This is a genomic window from Marinoscillum pacificum (assembly GCF_024714495.1).
Lineage (GTDB): Bacteria > Bacteroidota > Bacteroidia > Cytophagales > Cyclobacteriaceae > Marinoscillum > Marinoscillum pacificum.
Genome location: NZ_JAMZMJ010000005.1, coordinates 280,175 through 297,284, shown reverse-complemented (window position 1 = coordinate 297,284; position 17,110 = coordinate 280,175). Strand labels below are relative to the sequence as shown.

Here is a 17,110-nt window from a genome sequence, read left to right as displayed (position 1 = left end):
GTCATGGAAGAAGAAATCATCATTAGTGGTAGAATGAATCACAAGGTTGATCCACTACTTCATATTTGGGGATGGGAGATAGCCTTTTACCTTTTTGTAGGAGGACTTGCAGCAGGAATCTTGTTTTTTGCTTCGTTTTATTACCTCCGAGGTAAGGATAAGGAGTTGCCTGCAGCGATAAAATGGGCTCCAATGATTACACCAGTTATATTGATTCTGGGACTTGGCGCGCTGTTTCTGGATTTGCATCACAAGTTGTATTTCTGGAGGCTTTACACCACTATTCGCCTTCAATCTCCTATGTCCTGGGGTGCGTGGACTTTGATGGTAGAAACTCCTTTGTCAATTGTTTGGAGTGCTACTTATGTACGAGAAGTATTTCCTAATTGGGACTGGAAGTTTAAATGGTTATATGCATTAGAAGCCTTCTTCATAAAGTATCGAAGAGTATTGGCCTGGATCATGGTGTTTTACTCAGTGATTTTAGGGATTTATACTGGGATTCTATTGTCAGCTTTCAATGCCAGACCACTTTGGAACACGTCCATATTAGGACCCCTGTTTTTGGCTTCAGGATTATCAGCAGGAGCAGCAGTAATTATGGGGTTCTCTAAAAATGAATTGGAGAGAAAGCTATTTAGTCAGCTAGATCTGGTGATCATAGGAGTAGAGATTTTCTTCATTATTCACTTGTTTATGGGATTGCTGGCAAGTACTGAGGTGCAAATTGAAGCTGCTCAGTTATTTCTCGGAGGTCAATACACTTTGCCATTCTGGATTTTTGTTGTCTTCATAGGAATGGTCGTTCCTGCTCTGTTGGAATTATTGGAGCTAAGAGGTCAGAAGATTCCTGTAATCATACCAGTGATACTCATTCTGGTAGGAAACATCATGTTACGATTCATTATTGTTTATGCCGGTCAGGCGAGTAGATATCTATATTAATCATGTCACATCACAATTATATCACCGGAAAAACGAAGTATATGAACCCCTATTTAGCAGGGGTTATACTAGGGCTTGTTTTATTGTTGTCATTTTATCTGACAGGTAGAGGATTGGGAGCAAGTGGCGCAATGAAAAGTGTGGTTGTTACTACAGTAGAAACTGTTGCTCATACAAAAGCCGAAGAATCTGGATTCTATGGGAAATACATTGCTAATGGTCAAAACCCTATGAATAGTTGGCTAGTATTTCAAGTTCTTGGAGTGGTAGTCGGAGGGTTCATTTCTGGCGCTGTATCTGGTAGACTGTCTCTAAAGACGGAGCACTCTCCCAATATCACAAAAAAACGAAGAATTGTTATGGCTATACTGGGAGGAGCATTATTTGGATTTGGGTCACAGTTTGGGCGTGGATGTACCAGTGGGGCTGCTCTGAGCGGAATGGCCACTCTCTCACTTGCAGGATTTGTAACGATGGTGGCCATATTCGGCACGGCTTACGTATTTGCTTATTTCTTTAGAAAAAACTGGATTTAACATGGGACCTGTCATTCCAATATACGAAATCTCACAAGAGCTTAATTTTCTAATTGCCTTCATCATTGGAATAGGATTTGGGTTTGCGCTGGAGCAAGCCGGCTTCAGTTCTAGCCGAAAATTGGCTGGAATGTTTTACGGCTATGATACCACAGTGCTGAAGGTGTTTTTTACAGCTGCTCTAGTGGCCATGATCGGCATCTTATTCCTCAATTACTTTGAGATGCTTGATACCAGTATCATCTATGTCAATGAATACTTTATCAACTCTGCCATTATTGGAGGAGTCATCATGGGAATAGGATTCATTGTTGGTGGTTTTTGTCCAGGAACAAGTGTTTGCGCAGCAGCAATTGGTAAACTGGATGCTTTGGCTTATTTAGGTGGGAGTTTGCTCGGTATTTTCATATTCGGAGAAACCTATCCATTTTGGATAGATATCTATATGAAAAATTACCTGGGAGGGATAAAACTCTCAACCACAATAGGCATCTCTGATGGGCTCCTTGTTCTCCTGGTAATTATCGCTGCAGTGATTATGTTCTGGGTAGGAGAGTGGGCTGAGAAAAAATTTAAACGACCAGATATCACTAAAGAACTCTAAACCTTAAAATGATGAAAAGTAGAGAGCTTTTAACCGTAATCGTATTGGCTTTGGGTATTACAGGAGCAATGCTTCCTGGCCGAAAGAATGACTCTATTGCATTGAACGAGCGAGAGATGTTGCAGGAGATGCTATTGGAGACTAATTATGTTTCTGTCGATGAATTAGCACATTTGTTGATATCTGGAGATCCATCCATTCAGTTGATAGACGTAAGACCAGCTAGCGAATTCAAAGATCCACTTCCTCGTGCGATCAATATTCCAATAGATTCCATCTTCACCGAAAACTATGCCTACTTATTTGATCAATTCATTAAGAAAAATGTCATCTATGGACTGGATGATGAGTTGGCTACACAAGTGTGGATGATCATGAAGCAACAAGGTTTTAAGAATAATTATTTGTTGAAAGGCGGCTTGAATGAATGGAATGATTTGATTTTAGATCCACCGCTTCCTCCTCAGACAGCTTCGAAAGATGAGTTTGACTTATATGAGAAGCGAATGGCTTCCCGTCAGTTCTTCACTGGGGCCAAATCTCTTCCTAAAATTGAGTTTACTCCAATTGCACCAATACAAGGTCGCAAGAAGAAAAAAGTACAAGGTGGTTGTAGCTAAAAATTGAAAATCATGAAATCTTCCATAAGACCACTAGGCATTATTATTTTATCACTATTTGGCTTCTTGCTGATTGTATCTTTTTATGCAGACAAAAGCCAGTTTGAGCTAACAGCAAAAGAGATGCATGGTAAAGTACTGCATTCGGGTTATCGATTGGACTCTACAGGGCTATCACAACTCGTGGACCCAATTTTGATTGATATCAGAAATGAAAGGTCCTTCCTTGTTGATCATCTGGATCACTCTGTAAATGTCCCATTATCTCAATTGCTCAATGATGAAAGTTTAGAACTGATCGGGCAATCAAGGCCTAAAGTGATCATCTCTGATGAACGAATTCATGCGAATGAATCCTGGATGTTACTGACACAAATGGGGTATGATTCAATCTTTGTATATAGGCTTTAAAAAAAGAACCCAATCACAAGTGTGACTGGATTCTTTATTCCGCCAGATACTTTCTATCTGGCCCGCCTGTATTGTGAACCTAATGAATTATTTGATTTTCACCCAAAGATTTTGGTACAATATCGGTTATGATTCGATGAATTTATTGAATGCTGATGATTGCAATACAGTTATGAGCATTATTAGTGAAAAATACTAAGAGATATGCCTAGGTAAATCACTTATAGTAACTCAAAGAACTGATTTATTTTTATTTTTTGCTGTCCTTCATGCTTATGAGCAGAGTAGCAAAGAATGGGGGACTTTTCATTAATCAATTCGTTCTTCCAGTAATGCCCCATGAAAGTAGTGCGTGTGATTGAAGTGGTAATTTGTCCTTCATTATCAATGACTACATTTTCCGGCCAAATACCGATTTTTTCGCTGTTACTTAAAATTTTGAACAATTCGTAATGATCCTTATCGATTAAATTAAAAGGTCCAAATAGATTCGCCACGATTTCATTTTGTGGATCTTCATAGACTTCTTTTGGTGTTCCTTGGCGGATAATTGAACCTTGATGCATTACAGAAACCAGGTCCCCAACTTCTAGTGCATCTCTGGTATCGTGAGTGACTAATAAAATGGCAGTTTCAGTCTCCTTGGCTAGCGTTTTGATCTCGCTGAGGAGTGAGGATTTCGTGCCAAGATCCAAGTTGGAGAATGGTTCGTCCATCAGTAAAACATCCGGCTCATGCGCCATAGCTCTGGCAATGGCCACACGCTGTTTTTCACCACCAGATATTAGTGAAATATCCTTATCCCGAAGATGCTGTATCTTAAACAGACCTAAAAGCGTTTCGATGCGTTCTTGCTGGTATTCTTTGGTATAGGCAAGCAGTTCGTAACGGATATTCTCCATTACGGTCATTTTGTGTTTTAGCTTGAAGTCTTGATGGGCAATGCTAATTTCTTCATAACCAGGCACCAGACGGTCTTTTGGGCCTTCTATGACCTCATTGTCTAAAGTTACATGGCCAGAATCAGGGTCAAGGAGTCCAGCAAGAATTCGTAATAGAGAGGTTTTCCCTGATCCACTAGGACCTAATAAAACATGAACATCTCCGATGGTGAGCCCAAGGGAGATGTTCTCTAATATTGTCCTGCCTTCGTAGGATTTGTGTATGTTATGTGCCTCTAAGATTGGTTTCATTTCGAGAGGCGAAGATATACTGGAAAAATTAGCCAGTATAGCTTACGCGGTAAATTGCTCCTTTCAAATCATCGGAAATTAACATAGACCCATCTGGAAGAAATACAATAGATACCGGTCTACCCCAAGCCTGATTCGTTTCTTTATTTAAAAACCCAGTGATGAAGTCTTCGTAAGCAACTCCCTGACCATTCTCTATTTTTACCGTAGTGATTTTGTGTCCTGTGTGTCCAGCTTCCGGAGTCCTGTTCCATGAGCCATGTTCAGCAATGAAAGCTAAATTTTTGTACTCTTCAGGGAACATATTTCCATTATTAAATTTGACACCAAGAGGGGCTACGTGTGGTCCAAGTTGCTGCGCGGGTTTTACAAAGTTTTCACACGGATATTTATCTCCAAACTCTGGATCAGCTATATAACCTCCGTGACAGTAAGGGTATCCAAAGTGCTGACCAGCTTCGGTAATTCTATTTAATTCACACGGAGGAATGGTGTCTCCCAATGCATCTCTGCCATTATCAGTAAAGTACATATCACCAGTTTCTGGGTGCCAGGTGAAACCAACGGTATTTCTCACTCCATGTGCATAAACCTCTCTTCCAGATCCATCAGGATTCATTCTTGTGATAGACGCATAGATACTGTCTTTACTTTCGCAGATATTACATGGGGCACCAACAGGCACATATAGTTTGCCATCAGGACCAAAATCGATGTATTTCCACCCATGATGAGCATCCGTAGGAAAATCATCATAAATCAGAGTTTTGCTAACCTTAGTGAAATCCTCTTCTATATTTTCGTATCTCCAGAGTTTACTTACCTCAGCTACATATAGGTCTCCATCATAGAATGCTACACCATTGGGCATGCGCATTCCAGTATCTAGCACATATCGAACGTCTGCTTTAAAATCTCCATCCAGATCCTTCAAAGCATACACCTCATCTCCACCTCGTCTATTACCTACATACACTACACCAGATGGGCTAAGCGCTAGTGACCTTGCATTGTTTACACGAGCATATAATTCAATTTTAAATCCTTCGGGTAATGTCAATTGATCGAATTCAATACCCGTCATGTCTTGTAGACCTTCTGTTTCTTTTGTGGCACTCCAGGTGGGTGTGGATGTTTTCTCTTCCTCTTGAGTAGATGAAGTGCTACAACCAAATAGCATTGATAGGGTGATTAGACTGAGGGTATATAAGTGTTTCATGAAAAGTATATTTCTTGGATAATAGATTAGTTGGACTTTTGTTTAGGATTATTTTGCTGTTGTGATTTTAACAGGCTCTTGATTTCGGTCAGTTCATCTTGTAGCGCATTCATGTGATCAATAAGTTGAACATGTTCTACATGGACAAATTGCTTGATATGTTGTTCTTCTTCTTGCAAACTTCTTTGGTGCAATTCATTCATGGTATTAACTACAATTGCAATGAATATATTAAGCGTAGTGTAAGTGGCAATTAAGATGAAAACAATAAAGTAGATAGTGGAAAATGGCATTTCCTGAATAATCGGCCGGGCAATTCCGGAAGACCAACTTTCCAATGTCATGATTTGAAAAAGAGTAAACAACGAGTCACTTAACGATCCGAAATATTCTGGATGAGCATCTCCAAATAGGTTATTTCCGATTACTGCAAAGATGTAAAATATGATCATTAGTAATACTCCAATCCATCCTATACTTGGTATGGCATGCAATAACGATTCAATAATGATCTTAAGTTTCGGTATGTTTTTTAGTAGCCTGAGTGTTCGGAGTATTCGTAATGCTCGCATGACAGCAAATGACGCCCCAACACTTGGAATGACAGAAACCAATATGACAATGGAGTCAAATAAATTCCATGGGCTTTTAAAAAACTCCCATCCGTATGCATAAAGTTTAAGTAGTATTTCTAAAACGAAAACAAACAAGATGATGCGATCTATTTGATCAATATAGGTCCCGAATGCATCCATATATTCGGGACTGGTTTCTAATCCAATTAATATAGAGTTAGCTAATATTAAACCAACAATTGTGCGCTGAAACCAGGAGGTTTCGATGAGATTTCGCATCTTGGTTTGTGTCATAAAGGCACCTGTTTAATGTAGGTACAAATATAATTTGCAGTCCCCAAAGCGTACTCAGTGTTTTTACGGATGGTAGTAAAACCTTCTAAGTGATTAGATTTTCGCAATCATAGTGAAAGCACCCCAATAAATAGGGTCGTTGTATGTCTCTTTAATCTTCAACTGCGCGTTGGTAAAGGCGGTTCGTTTGTCCTGACCACTCATCCAATTGTTATAAAACTCTACCATAAGTAGCTGCGTCACTTCATCGGAAACCTGAAATAAGCTCATTATTATAGCGTCGGCTCCAGCTACCAAAAACGAACGTTGCAATCCGAATACACCTTCACCTTGCTGTATTTCTCCACGACCTGTCTCACATGCTGAAAGCACAATCAATTCTGTTTGCTCGAAATTCAGGTTCATGGCTTCATACGCTGTAAGAATTCCGTCTTGAATATTATAGTTTTTCGTGGCATTGACCAATACATCACCTCCACCTTCAGCTAGTAATCCTGCTCTTTCAAGTGGGTTGTCATCATCTTCAAACAAAATGTTGGTGTCTTCTTTTTCACGCTTTTTCTGATCCTCAAAGAATCCATGGGTTGCAATATGTATGAGCGTATAGTTTTGAGCTTTTTTAATTTGGTCTTCAGTGGCGTTGGTGCCCAAATAGGATTCTATTTTCCATCCTTTTTCTTTTAGCAAATCTGTGATTGTATTCACTTCAGCTTCTGTTCCCGGGAGTTGAGGGACGAACACTTGCTTTCCACGGTTAGCTTCTCTTACAGCGATATTTTTATTTTCATTATTCGCATAATATTGTGGATTGCCCATGAGCATGGCATTGAATTCTTCTTGAGGTTTTTCGTTCTTTTTAGCTTTTCGTGCGTCTTTTGAGCGCATCGCGGCTATGGTCTTGGTACTATTGATGACACGGATGTTCTGCAAATCAATAACATAAGTGGCATCATCAACCATTAAGGATTCAACATTGATTTGATTGTAAACACCATCAGGTGATAAGAATACGATTTCTTTATCTTTTACCTTTTCATATATTTTATCCCAGAATACACCAAAGGACTGAAAGTCTTTGGTTTTGTATTTGGTTAAGTTTCTATGAGCAAGGAAGTGCCTTGTCTCCATATCTTTACCATTTTTTAATAAGACGAGATATGGGTTTTTCTTGGTTTCAGCTGTGACAATTAGTGCAGCATATCTGATACTGTCTTCATTAAACTTATTGTCGAATGCCCGGTATCGAATGATTTCTACAGCCGCTTCGTTTTCATTTAACGATTTTCGAATATCTGTCCAACTATAGGCTTGGTATTCATACGATTCAGCAAATGCTTCTGACATTTCACTCAGTTGTTTCTCTAATACCGCGATTTGATCTTTCAATTTCGGGACATCTACCTCATTTTCGGCTAGTTGCTCCTGGTTTTGAGCAACTGTCGTAGTTAGATATTCTTTTTTCTGTACCCATTCATTGAAAAGTGAAATGAGTTTTTCATCTCCACTATTGAGAATACTGTTTCTGGTCTTAATAGATGAATTGAGAAGCAAGCCTTTGGTAGCGAGTGCAAAATCATACATGTTTTCTAGGTACTTCTCTTTTTCTACACTATAAGCCACAGCCACAGTGTTGTAAAACTCAAAGTCAGACTTGATCTTATTCCAAAATTTCGCTTTTTCTTCTTCACTAAGGGTAGGGAAGTATTCCTTGGTATAATTGAGATAAGATGCTGTGGTTTCGCTGAGGATAGATTCTACCTTACTGATTTCTCCATTGATCCAATAGGCTCTAGCTAATCGACTTTGGGTGTTTAGATAGTCTGGATGCTCTGTATTAAATAGTATTCTAAAATATCTGGCAGCTTTTTCATACTCTTTACGAGCTTCTTTGAACTGTCCCCTGAAGCTATAGATGTCACCCTTTATCCTTGCAACTTCTCCTGAGCTCTTATTAAGGTTACTCAATGTGTTTTTCCAAATTTCATCGGCTTGATTCAGCATGTTTAAGGCCTCATCGTATTGTTTTCTTTGTACATGAACAAAGGCTACATTTTTAAGAGCTTCTGCATAGAGTGGATGAGATTGACCAAAGTTCTTTTCGGTAATGTCCATGGCTAATCGGTAGTATTTATCAACTACCTGAAGATCACTTCCAAGATTATAATGAATGTTTCCAAGGTCATTGTAAGTGTCGGCAAACAGTATGTGATCTTCTCTTAAAGTCTTTTCTCTGATTTTTAGAACATCTGTGGCATTCACCAGGGCAGCTTTGTAGTTACCTAGTTCAATGTAGAGCTTCACCATGTAGCTCAGGTTTTTAGCAAAAATCAATGTGGTGTCTCCAAAAAGTTGTTCAGCCACTCCTAAGCTTTTCCTGAAATTCTCTTCGGCTTCTGGATATTCGCCTTTGATAAGGTACATTTCACCGATAGCAGAATAGGGTTTGATAAGGCGTCTGCTATTGGCACCATAGACTTTTCGTCTTTCGCTGATGACCTCTTTAAGAAGCATTTCAGTTTGCGTATATTCACCCATTTGGGTGTATAAAAAAGCTAAGTCTACAATGGAGTTAAATTTTAAATCCTTATTGGCTGTTGTGATTTTATTGAATATTGATTCTGCTTTGGTAAGCTGTTTGATCGCTTCATTATATAACCCAATTGTACCGTATAGGTAAGCGGCGTTGTTAAGTGCATTGACATACTCTTCTGATTTTCGTTCACCGCCTCGTCGTATCAGTTTCAGAGCTTCATCTGTATTGGTTTCCGCTTCCTTATAATAACCTCCTTCGATCTGTAGTCTAGCAAGTTCTACAAGTTTATCTCCAAGATCTTCTTTGTCTGTATTAGGGTTGAGTCTCATGGCATCTACCACTTCCTGTGTCAGTTTAATTGGGTAATCAAAATTCCCAACTAAAGCGAAATAGTCGATTAAATCATTAACAATTCGAACATAGTCAGGGTGAATGGTAGATAGCTCTTCCAGAGCCTGTTTGTATGGTTCGCTGGCCAGCATTTGAAAAGCTTTTTGTGGCTGCTCGGAGTATTTAAGGTAATATCCAGCAAAATTTACTTTGTAAATGTCCAAAGCAAGTGTGTTCTCTTTATATCTGAGGTTGAGCGATTTTCCTAAGTCCATGTAGAACTTCTCGGCATATGGATAGTTCTGACTTCTGTTGGAACGAAATATATAATTCAGTGCAGCGTCACATGTGTAGGTTCTGACTCTATGATCAGCTGGGACTAGTGATTTGGATTGAGAAAGAATTCCACTCAGTCGAGTTATTACATTTTGATTGGGATCATTCTCATACACTCTGTAGAGTGTCGCATAAAATTTAGAAATGAAATAGGCGTAATCTCTTTTAACCCCAGCTTTGATGAGTGATGACTCTAAGGTATTGTAGGTCCCTACAGCATCGGTGAACTTCTCTTCTTCCAAACATGCTCTAATGTCTACATCAGCGATTTTTTCATACAGCCGTCCTGGAGGTTTTAAGGCAGTGACTCTTCCGGCTATTTTTCTAGCTTCCGAAGAATTCCCGTAATCCAGGTAGGTGTTAGCTTGAGCAACACGAAATTCAACATATGCAGGTGTTTTGGCTTCAGCTAGTCTGTTAACCTGTTTTTCTCGTTTTTCAAAAACCTCAACAGCTTTGGCATATTCACCTTTTCGTCTTAGAATTTCTCCTTCAACTGTAAACAGACGAACAAGGAGCTGATTTTTATAGGCTTCATCAGCAGAAGTTACCGGCTCATAGTTGTAAGATATTTTCAGTTTGGTTGGCCAAACATTTATAAGCTCTTCAACCACTTTTTGCGCTTTATTGTAATAACCAAGCTCTACATTGGTAATGGCTCTGCGTATTTTGATTTCCATTTCCAAAACATCGCTTTGTAAGTAGGAAGAGGACAGACCTTCTGCAATGGCTACAATGCTGTCTGCTTTCTTATAATTACCATAATCCAATAGGATGTCAGCAATTCTGAGATGTCCCATGGCGTAATTATACTGATGTCCGTTCTTCCAATTATTTAGTTTTGATAGCGACAAATCAATATTCTTATACATCAGGTCGTAATTTGCAATAGCCTGGTGTGTTTTTGCTTCCATCACATATGTTAGCGCATAAAGGGATGAGTCCCCACCGTATTTTTTAGCTATATGCTTTGATCTAAGCTTATTTATCTGCTTTTGAACCTTGGTGTATTTGCCTTTAGCAAATTGTGCTTCAGCTTTGCTAAAGACTTGTTCCCATGATTGGGCATGACTATGAAAGGAAATTATGAAAAATGCTAGAAGGGTGAAAAGTAGGCGCATGACAGTTCAGTTAGTGTCCTCTAATGAGAAAGTTATCTTAAAAATAAACAATCGATAGGCAAGATGCTATTCTTAAACAACGTAAGAAGTTTGGAGGATTGAAACATTCGTCTTGTATACCAATGCTGGTCATATAAATTTGCAGCATGATTAGTATCAATGATCTCTCTTATTACATTGGCGATCGCCCAATATATGACAATGCTTCTTTGTTCATAGGGCCAAAAGACCGGATAGGTTTAATAGGTCTTAATGGTACAGGTAAGTCTACTTTGCTGAAGATGATAGTAGGAGATTACCAGCCTACATCAGGAGAGATCAATATGAGTAATGATACCTCTATTGGATTCCTTAATCAGGATTTGTTGTCCTATCTAACGAATGATTCTATTCTGCATGTCGCCATGCAGGCGTTTGAAGAAACGTTGAAAATTCAGGAGCAGATCGATAAAGTTCTCAAGGAAATGGAAGAGAACTATCGAGATGAATTGGTAGATAAATTGGCTAAGCTTCAAGATAGATTTGAAACCAATGAAGGTTATTCTATGCAAGCCAAAGCGGAAGAAATTCTGGAAGGAATAGGTTTTAGCACAAAAGACCTGCAAAGACCGTTAAAAGAGTTTTCTGGAGGATGGCGAATGCGAGTAATGTTAGCCAAGCTTCTTTTAGAAAAGCCTTCTTTGCTCATGCTCGATGAGCCTACCAACCACCTGGATTTACCATCTATTGAATGGTTGGAGAACTACTTGCAATCCTATGAAGGAGCAGTGATCATCGTTTCGCATGATAGACGTTTTCTTAACGCATCCATTAATAAAATTGTAGAAGTAACCGGTTATCAGTTAAACATGTACGCTGGTAATTACGACTTCTACTTAGAAGAAAAGGAGCTCAGAAATGAGATTCAACAGAATGCTTTTGAGAATCAGCAGCAAAAGATAAAAGAAGCAGAACGTTTCATTGAACGCTTCAAGGCTAAAGCAACTAAAGCGAAACAAGCGCAATCCAGAATGAAAATGCTGGAGAAAATGGATCGAATTCAAGAAGTGGTGGACGATACCATGCAGGTTGATTTCAGGTTCAAATTCAAAACACAATCAGGTCGGCATGTAGCCAGATTAACTGATATTTCTAAAGCTTATGGAGATCTTCAGATTCTGAAGAATGCTGATGCTCACATTGAGCGAGGAGATAAGATTGCCTTGATCGGAGCAAACGGAAAAGGTAAGTCTACTTTACTTCGAATAGTGGCAGGAACAGAAAAGCATGAGGGTGCAATGGAGCCAGGACATAATGTCTCCACAGCTTTTTATGCTCAGCATCAGCTGGAATCGTTGCGTGTAGATAATGAAATTCTAGAAGAACTAAAACAGGCTGGTTCGGGTAAAACTGAACAAGAATTGCGCAATGTGCTAGGTTGTTTCTTGTTCTCTGATGAGGAAGTATTTAAGAAGATTAAAGTACTGAGTGGGGGAGAAAAGTCTCGTGTGGCTTTGGCTAAAACGTTGATTTCTGAATCTAATTTCTTAATGCTCGATGAGCCAACGAACCACCTGGATATGCTTTCGGTAAGCATATTGGTACAGGCGCTTCAACAATTCGAAGGTACCTTCCTGCTGGTGAGTCACGACAGGGATTTCATAGCTAATGTTGCGAATAAGATTTGGTGGATTGAGGATCAGGAGATCAAAGAATATCCAGGGACTTACGAAGAATGGCACTGGTGGTATACCAAAGAGCAGGAGAAGAAAAAGCCAGTTGAATCTGCAGAGGCAAAGAAGGATAAGAAAGATTCTGTCAATACCAAACCCAGACATGAGCAACCTCAGAAAGAGCTAGAAAAAGAAATAGCTCAAACGGAAGCTAAAATTGAGTCTTTGGAGACTGAAATTGCTTCTATGGAAGAGGATATGGCCAAGCCTGAGGTTTATGAAGATGATCAGAAGATGGGTAAGCTGACCAATAAATACAATAGTAAAAAGGCAGAATTGGAGAAGCTCCACACCAGGTGGGAGGAGCTTGTCGAGAAAATGGGATGATTAAGATAGTTTAGATCAGTTTATTCCGGATTTAATTCTCTTTCCCATCCACCATTTTAATAGTAGTACAAATAGTAAGCCTGCAATTGCCCAGACGGGAATTGCAATAAGTATGGATTTGAGCGTAATGGCTTCTCCCATCACTAATGGAAATAGGAATGTCATCAGGATGAACATGATGGATCCATATATGATACCTGCTTTTACCCAGTTGGTTTTACTAACAGTTATTTCCTGAACATCAATGTTTTTATATCTGGCAGGCTGCTTTGCCAGCCAATTATTTTTCCATTTATCTATCCACCAGAACCAAAGAGGGTAAGTAACTGCTAAAATGAGCCATGCTGTAGCGTTTCTTAGACAAGGAATTACTCCTTCGCATGAAGGGCAATATAATCCGAACCAGTTTTTGAATGCTGTATTATGTTGGCTTGACCAGGTTCTGCCATCGCGCATCGTTTCACAGTGCCGGCATTTGATATATTGCCGTTCCATTAACTGTGTGTCTGCTACTTGTTCGAAGTAAATCTCATTTGGTACCCTTTGACCTAAAACCAATTCATTGATTAATATCCCAGGATTGACGATATAGTGAAGCATGCTGTGATGTTTTCATGTCCATACTTTATATTGTTTCCCATTAATTTCAACCATACTTATTAGTTAACCCACTCCTCATGCGGCACCAGCTGCAGCCATATTCGAAAGGTACAAGTCTATACAAAAAACAATTAACAGGTAGGCGAGATTCATGTCAAGGTTTTGGATAGGTGCTATTTCTTCTATGTCAAAATCACTTTTCATTTTCATCCAGCTTTTTGCACTGGATAAAAGAGCTATCTGATTTTTAGACTCATCAGTGATGATGAATTTGGTTTTTAAAAATCCCTTATGTTTGATACCAAGCTTAATGGGCTTTCTGTTATGGTCTTCAATTTCCAGACTCATTCCTCCCTTCCAATTCATACTCACTTTCCCAGTATTGAATCCTCCCGTACGAACCGTATAGGAACTAGACCACATGCCGCTTTTATTTAATTCGTACTTTCTGTTATTCAGTTCTAGCACGGCATTATGCGAATACCACTTTGGGAATTGGAGTAAACCAAGCGGCTTGTCATCTTTAGACAAGATGTAATTTCTTTTCTTACTAATCAATTGAAGAGCCATATGCAGATGTTTGGTTCAATTAATTAGTTGTCACAATTTCTATTTTCTTACAATTGGCAATAAAAAAAGAGCCACTCTGACAGCTCGGTCAGAATGGCTTATTAAAAATCCGCGGGTTAAGTTGCTCACATTGTCACCTCTGAAGTGAATTTTTCAACCTTATTTGGATTCGGATCCAAGGAGATAAGATATGCATAAATCGCTTTTAAATCTTCTTCTTCCATGCCTGCATACATCATCCATGGCATCACTGTTTGGAATTCACCTTCAGCTACTTTGTGAGGTACATAAGAGGAATCAGCATATGCTTTGAAACGCTGTACGAAAAAGTCTTCATTCCATGAGCCTATTCCATTAGCCGCATCAGGGGTAATGTTTGCAGAACGCACAACTCCATATCCAGGTAGTTTAAATTCAAAACCACCAGCCATGTATTTATCCATCAAGCGCTGACCTTTATCATCTTGAGGAGTATGGCAATCGCTACACGCAGCAGCAGTCATGATGTATTTGCCATAGGCTACCTGATCAGATTTATCTGGGATAGGTTGTGGATTTGCAGGTTGAGGAATGGTATTTAAAATGAGACTCATAGGGAAGTCTGCTTTAGAGGCGGCAACTTTATTGTCAATAGGTCGAAGACTTCTTAAGTAAACGATAATCGCTTCAATATCCTCTTTGGCCATTTTGCCATAAGATCCATATGGCATAACTGGGAATATAGGCTCACCAGATTTAGTTACACCGGTTGTGATTAAGCGGTATAACTCACCATCAGTCCAGTCTTTCACTCCTGTAGGAGTTATATTTTTGGAGGTGAATACTCCCGGAAAACCAAAGTCATGATCAAAGACTTCACCACCTTGTCCGAATGTGCCAGGGACTAGGGGTGCTGAGAACCTTGTCCAGTCTCTCTTGGAGTGACAATCCACGCATACCGCTACATGGTTTGCAAGGTATTCTCCTCGCGCTAGTACTTCAGGAGTTTCTTTGATGGCCATTTCTGGGGCTTCTCCTACATTCGGTAACCCTACCTTAATATAAGAAATACCCACTATGATCAATAGGACAACAACGGCAACGAGTATGCCTAAAATTTTAAGGATTTTCATTTTGTTGGCTAGTAATTGTTAGATAATAGATTAGCGGTTTGTCTATTTTCTCTTGACAACAAAATAGTAGACAATGGCAGTGATGATGTTGAAGATAAGTGCGAATATGATCCAAAGTAGTTTGGAGCCACCACTCATACGGGATTGTTTGGCTACCACGTCATAGATCACCCATATGGCACAAGCCAGAGCAATGATGTATCCTGCAGTCATTTGAGAATAGTTTGTTGGTTAACAATCTGAATTACAGGATTTATTTTGATATTTCCAAATACAGGATCAGGTCATTTTGATTCTGGATAAATCAATTTTTTAATTCGACTAACTTCATTTACCAGTAGTGGAAAGGCTGGGTAAGTCATGCCATGTCCATAGCCATCCATTTCCATCAGACGCGTATCCTGATGGCCAGCAACGCGCATCATTCGCATCATGTAAGCGTTTTCTTCATATCTACCCAGCATTTCCAATTCACGATCTCCAGTGATCAGCAACAATGGCGGAGCATCAGCTCTTACAAAATAGAGTGGAGCTAGCTCGTCGATTAATGGTTGATGGCCCGGCATGCCCATTTCTTGTCTTGCTGTAAAGTGAGTAATAGTATGACCACTAAATGGAATAAGTCCAGCTATATCATTGGCATCAATTTCATACTTTGCTAACCAGGACTTATCCATGCCAACCATGCTTGCTAAATAACCACCTGCAGAATGACCAGACACAAAGATTAAATTAGGATCTCCTCCGTACTCTGCAATATGCTTGAATGCCCAAGCAACAGCAGCTGCAGCATCCGCAATACAATCCTTCACTTTTACTTTTGGAGAAAGACGATAGTTAACTCCAATTACGGCCATTCCTTTATTTTGTAAAGCTTCAGGCAATTCTTTCGATCCTCCTGTCAATCCACCACCATGAAACCAGACTACTGTAGGAAACCCATTGATGCTTTCGGGTACATATAAATCAAGCTTGCATCTTTCTTTCATGTAAGCTGTTTGATCTTTTACCTCGTAGTAGCTCAGGTTAGTGTGCGTTTTGTACGTAGTTTGAGCGTAGGATGTAAGCCCTAAAATAAGAGCAAAAGAGATTGATAATAGCCTTTTCATATGTTCAATAGTAGTAGCTAAAAAAGAGTGATTTTCGATAGATGCGCTAAGGTAAAACTTCATTAACGGTTGCGCTATGAAGTTGAGTAATTAAAAATATAATTTTATGATATGGTGATTTGGTAAAATATAATTTTTACATGCCTCAAATTCGGATTAATTTTCCGTTACATTAATCTTTCACCCCACAAATGGTTAATTCATGAGTCAACAGAACAGAATAGTTGTGAAGGTGGGTACTAATGTTCTCACCAGAGAAGATGGTAAGCTGGATGCGCTGATATTCAGAGAGATAGTTGTTCAATTAGTGAAACTAAAACGAGAAGGCTGGTGCCCCATTTTGGTGTCTTCTGGTGCTGTTGGTGCTGGTAAGAGTGTGTTAGGCGAGAGTCAGATCAAAGATGAAGCCATCAGGAGGCAAGTGTTTTCCGCTATTGGTCAAACCACGCTCATGAAGCGATATTTCGAGTTGTTCATAGAGTATGGTGTGGTATGTGCTCAGGTTTTGGCTACCAAAGAAGACTTTACAGAAGGAGAGCATTATCAAAACATGATCAATTGTTTTGAAGGATTGCTATCAGAAGGAATTATACCTATCGTCAACGAAAATGATGTCGTATCCCTTACGGAGTTGATGTTCACAGATAATGATGAGTTGGCAGGATTAACAGCTCGAATGGTTAGGGCTAAGAAGTTGGTTGTTTTAAGTAATGTGGATGGTATCTATGATCAGGATAAAAAGGTAGTTCATGTAGTTCCATTGAATGATACTGTTGTAAAATCATACATCTCCACTGAGAAGTCTGGGTTGGGTAGAGGAGGCATGCAATCCAAATATGCCATTGCTAATTTATGTGCTGTCAATGGAGTTGAAACGTATATAGCCAATGGAAAGGTGGATAATGTAGTATTGGACATTATACAAGGGAAAGAGATAGGGACCAGATTTTTAACCAAGTAGGA

16 protein-coding genes are annotated in these 17,110 nt (G+C 39.3%); 7 read left to right on the top strand and 9 right to left on the bottom strand.

The annotated features are described in order from the left end of the window. Window positions 1–3: 3 nt before the first annotated feature. From nrfD to NXS00_RS14270, 5 genes are read left to right on the top strand one after another with little or no spacing between them, the layout of a single operon-like run. The gene (gene nrfD, locus NXS00_RS14290) at window positions 4–945 is read left to right on the top strand and encodes an NrfD/PsrC family molybdoenzyme membrane anchor subunit (RefSeq protein WP_258099898.1); all 942 of its coding nucleotides are present in this window, start codon (window positions 4–6) and stop codon (window positions 943–945) included. Window positions 946–947: 2 nt separating this feature from the next. Beyond that, on the top strand, window positions 948–1,481 hold the full coding sequence (locus tag NXS00_RS14285; protein WP_258099897.1) for a YeeE/YedE thiosulfate transporter family protein: 534 nt from the start codon (window positions 948–950) through the stop codon (window positions 1,479–1,481). Between the two features lies 1 nt (window position 1,482). Further along, the gene (locus NXS00_RS14280) at window positions 1,483–2,085 is read left to right on the top strand and encodes a YeeE/YedE thiosulfate transporter family protein (protein WP_258099896.1); all 603 of its coding nucleotides are present in this window, start codon (window positions 1,483–1,485) and stop codon (window positions 2,083–2,085) included. Between the two features lie 8 nt (window positions 2,086–2,093). Beyond that, window positions 2,094–2,705 (top strand): rhodanese-like domain-containing protein, encoded by a 612-nt coding sequence (locus NXS00_RS14275; RefSeq protein ID WP_258099895.1) that lies wholly within the window; start codon window positions 2,094–2,096, stop codon window positions 2,703–2,705. Window positions 2,706–2,717: 12 nt separating this feature from the next. Then, on the top strand, window positions 2,718–3,116 hold the full coding sequence (locus NXS00_RS14270) for a rhodanese-like domain-containing protein (protein ID WP_258099894.1): 399 nt from the start codon (window positions 2,718–2,720) through the stop codon (window positions 3,114–3,116). A 221-nt stretch (window positions 3,117–3,337) separates the two neighbouring features. Here the strand turns inward: NXS00_RS14270 and NXS00_RS14265 are convergent, their stop codons facing one another. The 4 genes from NXS00_RS14265 to NXS00_RS14250 form a co-directional block, all read right to left on the bottom strand. After that, entirely contained in the window at window positions 3,338–4,309 is a 972-nt protein-coding gene (locus NXS00_RS14265; protein ID WP_258099893.1) for an ABC transporter ATP-binding protein, read from the bottom strand. 28 nt (window positions 4,310–4,337) lie between these two features. Then, the gene (locus tag NXS00_RS14260) at window positions 4,338–5,528 is read right to left on the bottom strand and encodes a PQQ-dependent sugar dehydrogenase (protein WP_258099892.1); all 1,191 of its coding nucleotides are present in this window, start codon (window positions 5,526–5,528) and stop codon (window positions 4,338–4,340) included. A 26-nt stretch (window positions 5,529–5,554) separates the two neighbouring features. Further along, window positions 5,555–6,397, bottom strand: coding sequence for an ion transporter (locus NXS00_RS14255; RefSeq protein WP_258099891.1), 843 nt, complete (start codon window positions 6,395–6,397; stop codon window positions 5,555–5,557). A gap of 93 nt (window positions 6,398–6,490) precedes the next feature. Next, a complete protein-coding gene (locus tag NXS00_RS14250; protein WP_258099890.1) occupies window positions 6,491–10,717 on the bottom strand; it encodes a CHAT domain-containing protein in 4,227 nt (1,408 codons plus the stop codon). Window positions 10,718–10,863: 146 nt separating this feature from the next. Between NXS00_RS14250 and abc-f the strand changes: the two genes are divergently transcribed. After that, window positions 10,864–12,756, top strand: a complete 1,893-nt coding sequence (gene abc-f, locus NXS00_RS14245; protein ID WP_258099889.1) for a ribosomal protection-like ABC-F family protein — start codon at window positions 10,864–10,866, stop codon at window positions 12,754–12,756. A 15-nt stretch (window positions 12,757–12,771) separates the two neighbouring features. Here the strand turns inward: abc-f and NXS00_RS14240 are convergent, their stop codons facing one another. The 5 genes from NXS00_RS14240 to NXS00_RS14220 form a co-directional block, all read right to left on the bottom strand. Further along, window positions 12,772–13,356, bottom strand: coding sequence for a hypothetical protein (locus NXS00_RS14240; RefSeq protein WP_258099888.1), 585 nt, complete (start codon window positions 13,354–13,356; stop codon window positions 12,772–12,774). A 75-nt stretch (window positions 13,357–13,431) separates the two neighbouring features. Beyond that, window positions 13,432–13,926 carry a hypothetical protein gene (locus tag NXS00_RS14235; RefSeq protein ID WP_258099887.1) on the bottom strand — a complete coding sequence of 165 codons (495 nt, stop codon included), beginning with the start codon at window positions 13,924–13,926 and terminating at the stop codon, window positions 13,432–13,434. A gap of 125 nt (window positions 13,927–14,051) precedes the next feature. Continuing rightward, window positions 14,052–15,038 carry a c-type cytochrome gene (locus NXS00_RS14230; protein ID WP_258099886.1) on the bottom strand — a complete coding sequence of 329 codons (987 nt, stop codon included), beginning with the start codon at window positions 15,036–15,038 and terminating at the stop codon, window positions 14,052–14,054. A 42-nt stretch (window positions 15,039–15,080) separates the two neighbouring features. Next, complete coding sequence (locus tag NXS00_RS14225; RefSeq protein ID WP_258099885.1) at window positions 15,081–15,251, bottom strand: PLDc N-terminal domain-containing protein; 171 nt, start codon at window positions 15,249–15,251, stop codon at window positions 15,081–15,083. 71 nt (window positions 15,252–15,322) lie between these two features. Then, on the bottom strand, window positions 15,323–16,147 hold the full coding sequence (locus tag NXS00_RS14220; protein WP_258099884.1) for an alpha/beta hydrolase: 825 nt from the start codon (window positions 16,145–16,147) through the stop codon (window positions 15,323–15,325). Window positions 16,148–16,349: 202 nt separating this feature from the next. On the opposite strand from NXS00_RS14220, the gene proB reads away from it, so the two are divergent. Next, window positions 16,350–17,108: a glutamate 5-kinase gene (gene proB / locus NXS00_RS14215; protein ID WP_258099883.1), complete on the top strand. Its 759-nt coding sequence runs from the start codon at window positions 16,350–16,352 to the stop codon at window positions 17,106–17,108. The last annotated feature ends 2 nt before the right edge of the window (window positions 17,109–17,110 follow it).

Excerpts from the sequence above, each read along its gene's own strand:
- nrfD (WP_258099898.1), top strand. The coding sequence starts at position 4 with ATGGAAGAAGAAATCATCATTAGTGGTAGAATGAATCACAAGGTTGAT.
- NXS00_RS14285 (WP_258099897.1), top strand. The coding sequence starts at position 948 with ATGTCACATCACAATTATATCACCGGAAAAACGAAGTATATGAACCCC.
- NXS00_RS14280 (WP_258099896.1), top strand. The coding sequence starts at position 1,483 with ATGGGACCTGTCATTCCAATATACGAAATCTCACAAGAGCTTAATTTT.
- NXS00_RS14275 (WP_258099895.1), top strand. The coding sequence starts at position 2,094 with ATGATGAAAAGTAGAGAGCTTTTAACCGTAATCGTATTGGCTTTGGGT.
- NXS00_RS14270 (WP_258099894.1), top strand. The coding sequence starts at position 2,718 with ATGAAATCTTCCATAAGACCACTAGGCATTATTATTTTATCACTATTT.
- NXS00_RS14265 (WP_258099893.1), bottom strand. The coding sequence starts at position 4,309 with ATGAAACCAATCTTAGAGGCACATAACATACACAAATCCTACGAAGGC.
- NXS00_RS14260 (WP_258099892.1), bottom strand. The coding sequence starts at position 5,528 with ATGAAACACTTATATACCCTCAGTCTAATCACCCTATCAATGCTATTT.
- NXS00_RS14255 (WP_258099891.1), bottom strand. The coding sequence starts at position 6,397 with ATGACACAAACCAAGATGCGAAATCTCATCGAAACCTCCTGGTTTCAG.
- NXS00_RS14250 (WP_258099890.1), bottom strand. The coding sequence starts at position 10,717 with ATGCGCCTACTTTTCACCCTTCTAGCATTTTTCATAATTTCCTTTCAT.
- abc-f (WP_258099889.1), top strand. The coding sequence starts at position 10,864 with ATGATTAGTATCAATGATCTCTCTTATTACATTGGCGATCGCCCAATA.
- NXS00_RS14240 (WP_258099888.1), bottom strand. The coding sequence starts at position 13,356 with ATGCTTCACTATATCGTCAATCCTGGGATATTAATCAATGAATTGGTT.
- NXS00_RS14235 (WP_258099887.1), bottom strand. The coding sequence starts at position 13,926 with ATGGCTCTTCAATTGATTAGTAAGAAAAGAAATTACATCTTGTCTAAA.
- NXS00_RS14230 (WP_258099886.1), bottom strand. The coding sequence starts at position 15,038 with ATGAAAATCCTTAAAATTTTAGGCATACTCGTTGCCGTTGTTGTCCTA.
- NXS00_RS14225 (WP_258099885.1), bottom strand. The coding sequence starts at position 15,251 with ATGACTGCAGGATACATCATTGCTCTGGCTTGTGCCATATGGGTGATC.
- NXS00_RS14220 (WP_258099884.1), bottom strand. The coding sequence starts at position 16,147 with ATGAAAAGGCTATTATCAATCTCTTTTGCTCTTATTTTAGGGCTTACA.
- proB (WP_258099883.1), top strand. The coding sequence starts at position 16,350 with ATGAGTCAACAGAACAGAATAGTTGTGAAGGTGGGTACTAATGTTCTC.